The organism is Stieleria mannarensis, assembly GCF_014154935.1.
Taxonomy (GTDB): Bacteria; Planctomycetota; Planctomycetia; order Pirellulales; family Pirellulaceae; genus Stieleria; species Stieleria mannarensis.
This window is the reverse complement of sequence record NZ_JACEHH010000060.1, coordinates 41,924-55,807: the sequence shown is the minus strand read 5'-3', so window position 1 is coordinate 55,807 and position 13,884 is coordinate 41,924. Positions and strand designations below refer to the sequence as shown.

12 protein-coding genes and 1 tRNA gene are annotated in these 13,884 nt (G+C 57.9%); 3 read left to right on the top strand and 10 right to left on the bottom strand.

Annotated elements, in window-relative coordinates; all coding sequences use genetic code 11:
- The first annotated feature begins 280 nt into the window (after positions 1 to 280).
- Positions 281 to 856, top strand: a complete 576-nt coding sequence (locus tag H1B37_RS34600) for a CAP domain-containing protein (protein WP_353620943.1) — start codon at positions 281 to 283, stop codon at positions 854 to 856.
- A 187-nt stretch (positions 857 to 1,043) separates the two neighbouring features.
- On the opposite strand, the gene H1B37_RS28320 is transcribed toward H1B37_RS34600, so the two are convergent.
- Positions 1,044 to 1,598 carry a hypothetical protein gene (locus H1B37_RS28320; RefSeq protein ID WP_182870651.1) on the bottom strand — a complete coding sequence of 185 codons (555 nt, stop codon included), beginning with the start codon at positions 1,596 to 1,598 and terminating at the stop codon, positions 1,044 to 1,046.
- Between the two features lie 180 nt (positions 1,599 to 1,778).
- Between H1B37_RS28320 and H1B37_RS28315 the strand changes: the two genes are divergently transcribed.
- Positions 1,779 to 2,324: a JAB domain-containing protein gene (locus tag H1B37_RS28315; RefSeq protein WP_182870650.1), complete on the top strand. Its 546-nt coding sequence runs from the start codon at positions 1,779 to 1,781 to the stop codon at positions 2,322 to 2,324.
- Between the two features lie 24 nt (positions 2,325 to 2,348).
- Here the strand turns inward: H1B37_RS28315 and H1B37_RS28310 are convergent, their stop codons facing one another.
- From H1B37_RS28310 to H1B37_RS28285, 6 genes are all read right to left on the bottom strand, one after another.
- Entirely contained in the window at positions 2,349 to 2,561 is a 213-nt protein-coding gene (locus H1B37_RS28310; RefSeq protein WP_182870649.1) for a helix-turn-helix domain-containing protein, read from the bottom strand.
- Positions 2,562 to 2,621: 60 nt separating this feature from the next.
- Positions 2,622 to 3,218: a hypothetical protein gene (locus H1B37_RS28305; RefSeq protein ID WP_182870648.1), complete on the bottom strand. Its 597-nt coding sequence runs from the start codon at positions 3,216 to 3,218 to the stop codon at positions 2,622 to 2,624.
- A 523-nt stretch (positions 3,219 to 3,741) separates the two neighbouring features.
- Positions 3,742 to 4,497, bottom strand: coding sequence for a site-specific integrase (locus H1B37_RS28300; RefSeq protein ID WP_182870647.1), 756 nt, complete (start codon positions 4,495 to 4,497; stop codon positions 3,742 to 3,744).
- 120 nt (positions 4,498 to 4,617) lie between these two features.
- Positions 4,618 to 4,702, bottom strand: a tRNA-Leu gene (locus H1B37_RS28295).
- A 125-nt stretch (positions 4,703 to 4,827) separates the two neighbouring features.
- A complete protein-coding gene (locus H1B37_RS28290) occupies positions 4,828 to 5,802 on the bottom strand; it encodes a hypothetical protein (protein ID WP_182870646.1) in 975 nt (324 codons plus the stop codon).
- A 470-nt stretch (positions 5,803 to 6,272) separates the two neighbouring features.
- Positions 6,273 to 7,316 carry a potassium channel family protein gene (locus tag H1B37_RS28285; RefSeq protein ID WP_220498410.1) on the bottom strand — a complete coding sequence of 348 codons (1,044 nt, stop codon included), beginning with the start codon at positions 7,314 to 7,316 and terminating at the stop codon, positions 6,273 to 6,275.
- A gap of 742 nt (positions 7,317 to 8,058) precedes the next feature.
- Here H1B37_RS28285 and H1B37_RS28280 point away from each other — a divergent pair.
- Positions 8,059 to 8,733, top strand: coding sequence for a CDP-alcohol phosphatidyltransferase family protein (locus H1B37_RS28280; protein ID WP_182870644.1), 675 nt, complete (start codon positions 8,059 to 8,061; stop codon positions 8,731 to 8,733).
- Positions 8,734 to 8,860: 127 nt separating this feature from the next.
- On the opposite strand, the gene H1B37_RS28275 is transcribed toward H1B37_RS28280, so the two are convergent.
- The 3 genes from H1B37_RS28275 to H1B37_RS28265 form a co-directional block, all read right to left on the bottom strand.
- Positions 8,861 to 11,173 (bottom strand): AMP-binding protein, encoded by a 2,313-nt coding sequence (locus H1B37_RS28275; protein WP_182870643.1) that lies wholly within the window; start codon positions 11,171 to 11,173, stop codon positions 8,861 to 8,863.
- Positions 11,174 to 11,445: 272 nt separating this feature from the next.
- A complete protein-coding gene (locus H1B37_RS28270; protein WP_220498409.1) occupies positions 11,446 to 11,835 on the bottom strand; it encodes a hypothetical protein in 390 nt (129 codons plus the stop codon).
- 349 nt (positions 11,836 to 12,184) lie between these two features.
- Positions 12,185 to 13,675 carry a sulfatase family protein gene (locus tag H1B37_RS28265; RefSeq protein WP_182870641.1) on the bottom strand — a complete coding sequence of 497 codons (1,491 nt, stop codon included), beginning with the start codon at positions 13,673 to 13,675 and terminating at the stop codon, positions 12,185 to 12,187.
- Between the last annotated feature and the right edge of the window lie 209 nt (positions 13,676 to 13,884).

The following is a 13,884-nucleotide window of genomic DNA, read 5'->3' as shown; positions in this document are numbered from 1 at the left end:
ATGGCGACCCTGGAACGAAGTCGTTTACCGCTAACGAGCGGCTGAACCGTGAACGGACAAAATGAACCAAAGGGGGGTGGCTCAAGCGAGTCACCCCTTTTCTCGTTGCTGATCCGCAGACTACGGAAAGCGACGCTCGGGAAAACTTTCCGGATTCTCCCGGAATTGACCCCGCAAATCGGAGCCGTCGTTCGGGAAGTCAACAGTCAGGCGTCGGAGTTGCCTGCAACTTGGTTCTGTAAAGCACGGAGGTGCCACCACTTACCCTTAGGTACGTTCAATGACGCGGGTGCGAAATTTTACTATGGAATTCGTTTCGGCTGCAGCTGTTCTTATCATCGTAGCTGGTTCTGGACATGCGGTGCAGGCTGGCTGGAATCCACTCAAAGAAGTCGAGCGTCGAATTCAGCCGCCGGAACGCATCAATCGGCGTTCGAAACCAAACTTGTCTCTGCCAGAGGCCATTCATTATTTCACGAATATCGAGCGACGCAGGCATGGACTTCCGCCATTCCGAAGGGACCAAATTCTGGCGTCGACGGCTGGCGGATTTGCTCGGTATATGGCCAACACTGGTCGGTATGGACACAATGTCGACGGGCGAACTCCGGGACAAAGGCTACAAGCCAATGGCTACTCAACTCGTCGCGGTTGGGCTGAGAACATCGACATGCTCTATCAGTGGCAATACCAAAACCTGAATGTTATGCAGACTGCTGAACTACATGTGCGTCGATGGATGGACTCACCTGGCCACCGTGCAAACATCCTAAATTCTTCACACACTTATATGGGTGTCGGTGTCTGTCCAGGGAACGGAGCCGGATACGCAGTGCAAATGTTTGGGACTGATTGAAAGAATCGGCCTGATGTCTTCGACACCGCTCATAAAGATCCAAGGAGTGGCTCTAGCGAGTCACCCCTTTTTTCGTTGCCGCGAGGGCCTGACGCGATTGTCGATCCAGGTGACCGATGCTCTCCTTTAATTCTGCCTCTAGGAAATGGCGGAAATCGCGGTGTTTCGCAAAAATTCACCTTCCTGTTCAGATTTCGCTTCGGTGGCAAGAACTCGAGGCACATCGTTTCAAGTGCTTGCTCGGCAATGATTTGCGTTCAGGTTTGCCAATGAGTGTTTTTCTGTACCGTATTCTGTCCCAAGCTCCAGGCATGCCAAGTTTCCGTATCTGCTCTATCTGCGGGCATTCCGCACCGAGTTGGTCGTAGCAGTTGAGTAACAGCTGCCCAACTGGTTCAGGGACGCCGAAGCGGTTTATGTCATTGGCTCCTGTTGAAATCGCGATCAACGCAGCAATCAGTTTCTCTTCCTCGTCGTCGGTTAAAAGTGCAGCGCCAAGGTATTTGTCGTGATACGAAATCCATGCCGCAGTGATGCTGTACCAAATCGCGACCTCTTGCTCAGGGTCAGAATCTCGCATGAGGTTCAGCTCGAACCGCTCAAGTGTTGTGCCCAGGAATGGACCGATCAGGTCGTACACAGCTTGAACTTGGTCGAGAAGTTCTAAAGATAGCGACTCGTGCCGAATGGGACCTGGCTGAAGTGCAGTGAGCTTGATCGATTCTGGTTCAGGATCGTTCATTTCGGAGTTTCACCTCGCAAATAGTGGAGACCGAACGCAATTGAGCGCAGTCCTATTCTAGCCGAGCAGTCGACTTAAGTTTCGAAGGTCGCTGCGGATTTGAGCAGATCGGTGGGGTCAAAGAATTTTTGATTAGACGTCTACCTCGTGACATCCTCGTGGTTCAAATGGACCGTGAGTATGTTGATGCAGCAATTTTTCGAGTTTGAGGCAGCAGAATTTGATAGCCGTGAGCGTGATCTTGCGACGGCAGGACTGTCGCCTGGCAGCGAGGTCGACGCATCGCTGTACGGCTCCGTAAAACGGGTCTCGCTCATCTATGAGAGACCGTTGAACGGGCGACCATGTCTGACGAGCACCATCGAGTCGAGAGAGTTTTTCAGGCAATACTGGAAGGACAATCCGGCCTGGGATCAAGAGCAGTTTGTTGTTGCCTGTCTCGACACCAAGCACCGCGTACAGTGCGTGGTTCGGGTGACGGTCGGGACTCTTGATGCTTCACTTGTTCACCCAAGAGAAGTTTTCAAACCAGCGATCATTGAAGGCTCTTCGGCAGTGATCCTTTCACACAACCATCCATCTGGAAATACGACGCCGAGCCGGGAGGACGTCGAAGTCACGGATCGTCTGACGGATGCGGGAAAACTCCTCGGGATCACGGTTCTCGACCACATCATTCATGGGGATGGGACCGGCGAAGTCCTTTCGATCCGAGAGTCGCGATAGCTTCCGGAGACAGGATGGCTCGGGCTAGGGCAGAAGATCTCGAGCGCGAACCCCGAGTGCCGTTGCCAACTTCTCCAAGTTTATCAACGCGAGATTTCGTTCACCGCGTTCGACTCCTCCGACGTAGTTTCGGTGAAGGCCACTTTGGAACCCGAGCTCCTCTTGCGACCAGCCCTTTGCTTCCCGTAGGTCGCGGACGCGTTTTCCAACTTTTGAAAGGATTTCTTTTGCAGCCATCCTTTACATCACACTTATAAGTGGCTATTTTGGCTACACACTATGAGTGTGAATACTTCGTCAGTTTTCCAACAGAATGACCGGACGCCTCTGGTACACGTACCTGTTCAGATGAACTGCACCCATGATCAGGTCCCAAGCAATCGCTCCGACAAATACCAGGTACAGGAATTGGGCCACTTGGCCGTGTTCCCCGCCGAATAGCGCTACACAAACCAGCAACATCAAGAGTGAGTTTAGTGTCGTCGCAAAGACGACAGACATTCCTGTCCTTCCGCCGACGGTCGCGGCCCGATTTGGATGTCGAGATTGGAACAAGAGGAGCTCCTCGCCAGCAATCTCGTTGACGTGCTGTTCGATCTCACTGATGCGACGAAGGTTGTCTTCCTTCGCCCTGGCGTGTTGGACGGTCGTCCGGCCAATCCAAAGAATGGCCGATGGTGTTGCGATCAAAACAGCCAATTGCAGTTTCAACGGCAGAGTCAGCACTGCCGCGATCGTGGCCGCCATGAAGGTCACAGCGACCGGCAATCGTCGATCCATCGCCGTCAATCGAAACCGCAGCAACTGGTTGAGCGAATCGTATTCGGCGAAGAGGACGTCGATCCGCTCTCTCCGCGACAGGTTTCTGCGAGTTTGTTCCTTGTTCGGTTCCAAGATTCACCTTCCCGTTTGATCACGATCGCATCCACGACCCCCCAAATCAACATGATCGCCCCATCTGTTTTCCGAGTTCTTTCTCGTGTCTCAGCACCGGTCACTTGGCAGGGTGCTTTGATGAATTTGTTTCGCTTGTGTCGAGAAATCACTGATGGCCTGAACGCTGACATAAGGGCAGGCCGGTATCCAGATGGAATCTGTGCTCACTGCTCCGACTTTCGTCACGCTGAACTTGGGGACCTGCGACAGCAGGTCAAGTCGCTCTGCAACGAGTACCCACTCAATCTGGAGTCACCCTTTGAGGACGTGGAAACGATCAGCGGAGGAATTTGGCGTGCATCGGAAATCTTGAAAGAGGACGACAAGGACGCCTTACTCCGACTACATTTCCAAGCGAATACACATGATCTGCCGTTCCACTCACATGATTACTCCGACCGAGTCATCTTTGTCGCAGATGGCCGCGGCGTTTTCGAACACGTTGTTGACGCATCACGAAATGGGCGTCATTCAATTGAAGTCAAAACGGGTGATGCGCTCGTTTTCTCTCGGGGTAGACGAATGGGTGGGCCGCGTTCTTTTTGACATACGACAGGAGCTCCTTGATTTGGGCGAGATCCAGGTACAGTGCGTCCCAAAGTTCATCCGAAGCTCCGGACGCGATCTGCCGCTCGATCTCGTCCCAGGTTTGGAAAACCGGAAGCTCCTTCGACTTCGGGTAGCGGAGATCATTCTTGGGCAAGGGACCGTGGAGCTTCCCAGCACTTACCGCCCATTTCCAGACGGAGTTGAGAGTGACAATTTCTTTCTTGATGGTCGCACCTCCGACGGTTCCGCCCTGACGTGTTTTCGCTTTCGAACGTTTGGTAATGTACGTCTGAAGGTCGGACGAGGAGAGGTTCTGTGCGACTTGACGCTTGCCGAGGACGCGTTCCAGATGCCGCTGGTGGATCTTCATCATCTTGACCGTTCCGGCTTCGAGGTTGCCGTCCGGCATCGCAGCCCAGAAGGCGGCGAATAACTGAGGGATGGTCAGCGAGGCGGTTGCAACGGGCTTGTGATTCAACTTGCCGTCGGAGAGCAGGAAGGTGACAACGTCCGAGCCTTCGGGGATGGTCAACCGACCCGATTCGACGAGCTTGACGTTCTTTTCGACACGCAGCTTCTTTGCCAATGCGGTGTCTTCGTCAGTCGTCTTGAGCGACCGGACAAACCGTTTGCCGCCGAAGCGAAGGATGAGGTTGTAGCGACCGTTTCGGACTTCAAGACCGGCCATTGAAGTGACTCCCATGCAAGTGACATGCAACCGCCACGCTGGTCGCGTTCTGGTCGCGATTTGGGAAGCCATAAAAAAAGGGCTTCAGCGAATTATTCGCTGAAGCCCTGGGAAATCCAGTGCGGATGAGAGGATTTGAACCTCCACCCTCTTATCGAGGACTAGAACCTGAATCTAGCGCGTCTGCCAGTTCCGCCACATCCGCTTGGTTCATTCTGAATGAGCGGTCTCGGTCGGCCGAGGTTCGCTCATTCAGCGGCGGGTAGATTATCGAGTGAACTGGGAATGTGCAAGCCGGGAGTGGGCTTTGCTGCCAGTTTTCCGGTCTGACTAGGGGAACAGGTAACGGATCCAGTTGCGGATGCCCTGGCCGGGGACGTAGGCGACCGGTTGGCCCCATAGCCCTTGGCCGACTTGCACCATGTAATTCTGTTGCCCCAACGTGATCAGCGAGCGCGCCGGGGCCGCCGAACTCGGTAGCGCCAGCGGCTGGGTGGTCGTCGGCGGGAGCACTGAAACCGGCGGGATGGTTGCCGTCGAGGGGATTTCCGCTGGCAGGGTGGCCGGGGATTGAATGATCGGCGCTTGGGTCATCGGGACCTGGGTGACCGCCCCGCAACCGGATGATGTATACGTCACCGGCATCAACTGCCCGCAGCCGCCGCCGAATGCACTGGCCGCCATGTAGGTGCTCGGCGGCGTGATCAGCCGACAGTTGTCCATCCTGGCAAACGCGTTGGTTTCCAATGAGGGTTGCGGGATCTGGTCCAGGTCCGATGGCGAGGGCGCGTAGGTGTTGCTGGGCGCGGGCAGGGCACGCGGCGGTGCCGTGGTCGCGTCGGGATAGGGCGCCGAATTGGGAATCGCTGCGCCTTGGCCGGGTTGAACGCTCTGGCCCGGTGGTTCGGGTTGGGGAAGGCCTGCGTTGGGGGCGGTCCCCGGCAACGACATCCCCGAATCGCCCAGCGGCGGCGCGTCAAATCCGGATTGCATCCACACCGTTTGGCGGACCGGAGACGGGCCGGTGGAGACTGGCCGAATCGAAGGTGAGCCGGAGGTCACTTCACGTCCCGATTGCCAGTACGCGGTCTCATTTCGAATCACCGCCGGACGCGGCTGCTGGGCACGCATCGCGACGTTCGTGGTCGGCACCGAACTCTGGTTTTGGAATCGGTCCACGGCACTCGCCGATCCGATCGGCCGCAGCCGGGTCATGGCGGAACCGGACTGGGCTTGGCTGACGCCTTGATCAAGGAAAACGAAGCAGAACGTTGCGAAGGCGGTGGTGACGAGCTGGCGTGACATGGGACCATCGATGTTTGGGGGTGTCGAAACCCGGGAGTCTGATTGCGTGTTAGTTTCTTTGCGGACTGCAGTGCAAGATCGGTGCCGGATCGTAGGTCGGTGGCATTTGCCGTGAAACATGGCTCCCCGATGGAGCTTGCTGGCGCCGATCGAGCGGGACTTCAGTGGGCTGCAGTAGAATGAAAAACTCGCAAACGGGCCGTGAAACTTGTCACACCGCCGCACCCGACGCGGAAGATTTTGCATTGGGGTGTAAAAACTGCGTCACATGACTTCCGGATCGGCTCTTCAGTGTCGGTGGGAGTCTGGAGAGGAATGGCAGAATGATACGGGGCAGAATGATACGGGGCAGGACGATGGGGGTGGCGTCAGACGGCTGAACCGTCGATGAACGTACGGAACTGAAGCTTTCTCGATCGCCGAATCGCCATGCTCTGGCGAGCGTCGCTACGGCACGGGAACGCCACCGGTTAGACCGCCAACGGGACGGCCGGTTCGGCGGCCTGGATCGGAGCACAGACGGGTTCGTCGCACAGCGGCGCCAGGTCTTCTTGGTGAGAGAGCATGACGAGCTTGTCGTTGCCGTGGATTTCGTCGCACATCCTCGGGTTTTTGATGACTTCTCCGTTGGCGCGTTTGACGGCGACCACCACGGTGGCTCCGTCGCCGCTGGTTTCCAGATCATGAATCGTCGCGCCGACGAAGATCGATTCCTGGTGGATTTCGATTTCGACCATTCGCAACCCGAACACGTCCAGGTCCTGGTTGAGTCGGTTAAAGGCTTGCTTGTTTTCCACGATCGATTCGACCGTCGGGCAAGCGATCTGGTGGGCGATCCGTGTCGCGCCGATCATCGTCGGTGAAACGACTCCATCGGCTCCGCTGCGGATCAGTTTTCGCTCGGTCGTCGGGCACTCGCATCGCGCGATGATTTGAATCTTCTCACACAACTCGCGCGCCGTGAGGGTGACGAAGACGTTGTCGGCGTCTTTGGGCAACACGGTCGCCAGCACGGAGGCCCGCTCGATGCCGGCCTGCTGAAGGATCTCTTCCTGTGCGGCGTCTCCGGCAATCACCAATGTGCCGTGCCGTTCTGCATCGGCCAGACGTTCGGGATCGCAATCGATGACGACGAACTTGACGCCCAAGTGGTCGAGTTCGTGGATCAGGTTTCGGCCCATGCGGCCAAACCCACACACGATCGCGTGGCCCGACAAGGCATTGATTTCTTGGCTCATTCGTCTGGCTCCTAAGGCCCGTTGAATTTCTCCTTCGGCGATCATTTGGACGAAGCCGCCGAGCACGTAAATGGCTGAACTGCAACCCGAAATGATCAGCGCTAGCGTGAACAGTTTTAGACGTGGGTCGTCCACCGGGTTCACTTCCCCGTAGCCGACGCCGAAGATGGTGATCACGACCATGTAGAGCGCGTCGATGTACGACCATCCCGCCAAGACATAGCCGACGATTGCGATCAAACAGGTGGAGACCAGGACGGTCAGACCAACTCGCATTTTGTGAATGGAAGTTGATCCGTTCATCGCATCGTGTTTCTCGCCACTTGTTCGGCGACGCTCCGGTGTCGGTCTGAATTGCCTATCCGACTGTTGGTGCCGGATAGTCATCGAGCAAGCGGGGTGCGGGAAAAACCTCAACGGGGCAGGTTCGCTGGCGCGGATGCTTTACCACAGCGCTGACGAGCGGGGCATTTGGCAGCGTGGTCATCGGGGAATCGAAAAAGCCCACCGATAGCAGCGCGAACCCACGGATCGCCGACCGCATCCCATCGGTGGGTTCGCGCTGCCATCGGTGGGCATCAAGCGTCCTTGGGATTCGGGGCGACCAGGGAGGGGGCTTTGTGGCTCGAAAGCAAGCAAGCATCACGAATCGACCCTCCCCTCGCTACGCTCGACCCTCCCTTCCGAGGTCGTGCGGTTTTTAACCTCTGATTTAACAGGCGTTTACGACTTCACCCTCCCCTTGGGAGGGTCGCGGAGGAGTGAGCGACGACGCGGGGAGGGTTGATCCGCGATTTGACACGACCGGCGGACAAAAGCTTGTCCAGCGATTCACCGTTCGACCTCCCCTCGCTGCGCTCGACCCTCCTGCCAGGAGGGTTTCTTCCAAAAACCGCACGACCTCTTCCGGGGAGGGTTTTGTCTTAACAGTGCGCAAGTTTTTCGCCCGCCGGGGCTCCTTCGAATTAGCTCGCCGGTTTCGGCGAATGAAGATGACTCCCACTGGAAGGTCCTAACGATGTCGGCACGTGTTTCCCATAGCCTGATCGACCCGATCGTTTCTCCGAAATTGCAGTCGCTGTATCCCTATCTGCGGATCCCGGCGGTGTTCCCGCCCGAAGGGATCGTTTTGATCGGGCACCTGTCGGCGATCCTCGGCGCGGTCGGATTGGCGTTTTCGACGACCTATTGGTGGTGCGGGATTATCGCCGCGGCGGGAATCTTGGGGAATCACTTGGCCGATTGCGTGGATGGCACGCATGCCCGGCGAACCGGTCAGTGTCGCAACGGGGGCGAATTGCTGGATCACTTCACCGACCCGCTGTCCTTCGCGTACTACCTGATCGGCATCGGTGTCGGCTGCGGACGGTTGGACTTGGCGATCGTCGCGGTCGTTTGCCTGTTCGCGATCGCGGTGCTGACCAATATCAAGGCGAAATTGGTGGGTGAGTTCACGCTTTCAAGATTTGGCCCGACCGAGTTCAAGACGCTGCTCAGTCTGATCGGGATCGTGACGGCAGGATTGTGGTTCGTCCCGCAGGTCGGGTTCACGCCGGGGCAGTTCCTGTTAGTCGCCTACGTTGCCTTGATCGTTGCGGGTTTGGTCCAGTTGCCGATCCAATTGGTGCGATCGATCCGGGAAGTGAATGAGAAGGGCGACGCACCGGACACGTCGGAGTGGCAGTTGAAGTAGTGTTGACGAGCGGAAGTTCAGGGGAGCACCGGCTTCTGGTCAAAGGTAGCTACCTTCGCCAAGAGGTGGATTGCCGGTGTTCCCCACGCTCTGGCGAGCGTAGCTACGACCAGGCGGAAGCAAAACGCTAGCGACCGGTCAGCTTGAGCGCCAGGTCTTTGGCGCCCTTGAGATCCAGTTTGCCGGTGCCCAGCAGTGGGATCTGATCGACTTCGAAGAACGAATCGCGTGACGGGATGAACAGGTTCGGCAAACCGGCTGCTTTGAGATCGGCCAAGATCTCGTCGATCTGCTTCTCCAAGTGGCGATGGAGCACGACCAACCGTTCGCCCTTCTTGCTGTCGGGGACGGCGGTGACGCAAACCATCATCGCGTTCTCTTCGTCGTTTGCTGCGGCCGCTCCACATTGCTCGGTCGAGGCGGCGTGGTGGATCGACTTGGAGATCTCCTCTTCCACCTTCAGGTGCGGGACCATTTCGCCGCCGATCTTTGAGAACCGACTCTGTCGCCCGGTGATGTGAATGAAACCTTGTGCGTCGATGTTGGCGATGTCACCGGTCGTGTACCAACCGGACCGGATCGCCTTTTCGGTCAACTCCTTTTGATTCGCGTACCCGGTCATCACATTGGGGCCGGCGATCAGCAGCATGCCGTCTTCGCCCGCGGGCAGCTCGTCCCCTGATTCCTGGGACACGACTTTGGCGCAAACTCCCGGCAGCGGACGGCCGACGGAACCTTCGACGCGATCAATCTGGAATGCCGCCGGCGATCGACTCGGCGGGATGTTGACCGACACCAGGGGGCTCAATTCGGTCGTCCCGTAACCTTCGACCGGGCGAATGCCGAACGTTTCTTCGAACGCATCGAAAAGATCGGCTGGCATTTTTTCGGCACCGACGATGCACGTGTTGAGCGTTTTGAACTGTTCCGGTTTGATGCGTCGGATGTAGCTGCGCAGGAACGTCGGTGTTCCCAGCAGCACGGTCGCGCCATACTTCTCGGCCAGCTTGCCGATCTGGCGTGCATCGAGCGGGTTGAAGTGGTAGACGCCGCAAGGCCCCAGCACTTGCGCCGCCCATAACGTGACGCTGTAGCCGAAGGAATGGAAGAACGGCAGGATTCCCAGGACGACGTCGTCATCATTCAGGCGGATGGCTTTTTTGATCGCGTCAACGTTGTGGCTGATGTTGGCTTGGCTGAGCATCACGCCTTTGGGCATCCCGGTCGATCCGCTGGTGAAGATCACGGTCATCAAGTCATCGCTCTTGACGCGGTGCAGACCGAGCATGCGTCGCAGCAGGGCGGCCGGAATCAGGTTGGCCTGAATGAACGCGATCGCCTTGTCCGTCGCAGTGACTTTTTCGCGTAAGGATTCCGCCGTCACGATGTCTGAATCGATCTCGATGTTCACCTTGCTGAGGAACCGCTCGCTGGTCAGGACATGGCGGATGCCGATGTCTTCGATGCAATGGTTGATGACCGGGCTGGAAACGGTGTAGTTCAGGTTGGCCGAAACGCGGCGGTCGAGTGCCAGGGCGACGTTGACGATCACCGCGCCGGCACTGGGAGGCAGAAAAACGCCGATGTTGGTTTCGTCCTTGGACAACACCTCGCGCCGTAGCACGCGGCGCAGCGCGAAGGCCCGCGTCAACGCCTCGCGGCCGCCCATCTCGGTCCCCATCGAGTCGGCGATCTGCAACCGTTTTCCGCGGTGCCGCCAGCTGCGGATCACCGCAGCGGCCAGCAAAGGGAATTCGTTGCGATGCTCGGTTTGGGCGCGGGCGTGGAGCTGGTTGACTTGCGAGCGAACCAGTTCGATCGGCGTGTCGTTGGGCAGTGGCTTGCCGATGTAGAGTGTCAAGCGACGGCGGAATTTGTCCGGCCATTTGAAGAAGAATTTGCCGCCGCTGAAGCTGAAGATGCTGCCCCACATGCCGTCCAGATAGATCGGAACAACCGGCGCGTCGTGGCCTTGAAGGATCTTGCCCATGCCCGGCTTGAAGGCTTGTAGCTGACCGGTCCGCGTGATCGTGCCTTCGGGAAACAGGCCGACGACATCACCGGCTTTGAGTGCCTCGCGGGCCGCTTTGAGCGCCCGCATGATCGATTTCGGATTGGCCAGCATCAGGATGGTGTCGAATGCTGCAGCGAGCCATTTCGCAAATCCGGATCCGAAATTGGATCCGTCGACGACGAAGCGAACGTTTCGCGGCATCATCCACAAGATCACGATGCCGTCGATCCACGACACGTGATTGCTGACCACCAGGTAGCCGCCCGACGTGGGCAGGTTGTCCACGCCGATCACGCGTTTGCGATACAGCAGGGCCAGCATCGGTCGGAAGACGGCGCGGACGAACAGCCGGGGCAGGTAAACCGCGATCGCGGCCAACAAGAGCAGGGAAACGATGACGATTCCCAAGACGTACCAACCACCCATGCGCTGCGTTCCTTGTCTGTCGGGTTTTGTCCGGGACGGTGAAGGGGAGACCGTGTGAGCGGCAAGCGATTCGATGCGCTCTGCCGCCGCTCGCGGCGTCAATCCAAGAGAATAGGGTATGGGGGTTGTGCTGAGCAACCGCAGCAGCGAACGCCTGCGAGACGAGAGGGGTAGGGAGATTTTGGGTAGGAAGATTTTGGGACTCGGCGAGGGAACGAAACGCTGGCGTTCACCCCTGCACCTCGCCTGCTCGCTGAAAATCACGAACGCGCTCAGCTAACCGCCTCGGACGATGCGGGTTTTGTGTCGGCCAGATTGGGGTCGAAGTCGAGCGTCACGTCCCAGAAGCCCGGGCGTCCGACCACGTTGGCCAGGCAGATCGAATGGATGCGGTCGTAACCCAATTCGCATATCCGGCGGTGCAGACGTAAGGCGTCGTTATGACTGAGATGCCCGATGACCTTACCCGCAATTTCGACGCGGATGGCGTTGGGGAGGCGGTGTTCGGTATCGGACACCAACGCTGCATCGGTCTGCCGCTGGTACAAGTGGCGTTCCTCATCCTTGCGAGTCCATTCGTTCGAGGTCGCTTTCCAGAATGCATCTAAACTTTTCGTCGATAACGGCGACACTTCGATGTCAAAGGTGCCCGGTCCGAACAACCGGATTTCCAACACTCGTGGAGGAGCGGATTTGGACAAGAGACGCTGCAAGAATTTCATCGGACGCTTCCTCGGCGGCTGGAGACAAGAGGCACTAACCTAGCATCTCCGTCCGACCGCAGTGTTGCTCGCCGGTCCCGCGGCCGGTTCCGTCCCCCTCCCGGTGCTGCCCGGCCTGTTTCGACGTGTTGCTTGGGCTGCATAAACCGCCGGGCGCGAGATCCATTCGAACGAGCAAATCTTCCTACCTCTCCACCGAGTCACGGTTTCCTGACACGTCGGTGGCAAGACAGCGAGTACTGGCAGAATGATTCGGGGCAGAATGATGGGGGGAGCGGTCGACGATCCACTAGCGGATCGCTTTGTCCGGCAGCGCAGTGCCGATACCGGCATCGATCGGCATCGTGTCGGTGCTGGGGTCGAGCCCGACGGCCTTCATCGCCCGCAGCAACCGCTGCTCCATTTCGGCGATCGTTTGCTGGTGCGACGGATCGTTGATCAGGTTGGTCGATTCGGCGGGATCGTTTTGCATGTCGTACAGTTCGGCCATGTGGCGATCGGGGGATCCGTCGCCGTGCGGGTAGCGAATGTATTTGAAACGATCACCGCGAACCGAGCGCACGTTGGGCGTGTAGGGGAATTGTTTTTCGTAGTTGTAGTAGTACAGCCATTCGGTCCGCCACCGGCTGTCATCGCCGGAGACCAACGGCTTGATCGAGCTGCCGTGGATCTTTGTCAGCTGATCGGCGCCGGCCGCGTCCAGGATGGTGGGCGCGACATCGGTGGTCAGCACCTGCTGCTTGATCCGCACCGGACCGGATTCTTTCGTCCAGCGGGGATAGCGAATGATCATCGGGACGCGGGCGCTGGCTTCGTGTGCCGTTCGTTTGTCGACCATGCCGTGTTCGCCTTCCAGCAGTCCGTTGTCGCCCAAGAAGACGAACATGGTGTTGTCCAATTGGCCGGTCGCTTTCAAATGGTCGACCAAACGACCGACGCTATCGTCGACCGACAGGATCGTGCCCCAGTAGGCCCGTACCATGCGGGCGAAATCAACGACGCCGTTCGCCTTGTCGTTGGGAAACTCTTTGCGCCAATCGAAGATCGGACCATAGATCCCGTGCCAGGTCGCCAACCGCTGGGTGATCCATTCCGGTTTGTCATCGAGTTTGAACGACGAGTGCGGGTAGTTGACTTCGACGTCGTCAAACGTGTGTTCGTACTTCGGCTCGGGGAAATAAAAACTGTGGGGCGCCTTCTGACCGATCATCAACATGAACGGTTTCTCGCCGTGCTGTGAACGATGCCGGTCGATCCACTCGATCGACATGTCGGTCACCACGGTGGTGTAATAGCCTTTCACCACGCGGCGGCCTTTCCCATTGAAATTGAACTCGGTGTCGAAGTAGCTGCCTTGCCCCTTGTGGGTGACGAAGTGATTGAATCCCGGACGCGGTTCGTCACTCTTTTCGCCCATGTGCCATTTGCCGATGTAGGCGGTTTGGTACCCGGATTCCTGGAGCCGTCGAGGAAAACTGTCCAGATCGGCGGGGTAGTCGGTGAAGTTGTTGGTGACCCCATGGGCATGGGCGTACAAACCGCTCAGGATCGTCGCGCGGCTGGGGGAACACAGACTGGTCGTGCAGAACATGTTCTCGAAATAGATCCCCTCGGCGGCCAGTCGATCAATGTTGGGGGTCTTCAGGTGCGGGTGACCGGCACAGGAGAGTGCATTCCAGCGGATGTCGTCGCAAAGCATGACGACAACATTGGGGCGATCGTCTGCTTGGGAGGAAACGGTCAACAGCGCGAGCAGGCAACAGGCGAAGAGTGATCGCATGACGTGGAAACGGGGGCGAGGGGGGGAAATCAAAGTTGTATCCGGTGGGTAGCAGTTTAGCAGCTTTTGACCGAGGTGCACCTGGCAGCGGGAGGAGGTCCATCGCGGTGGCGTGAATTGTTGGTGGGCGTTGGGAGAGGGGGGCAGAATGATACGGGGCAAAACGATGGGGGCAAAACGATGGGGGCAAAACGATGGGGGCAAAACGA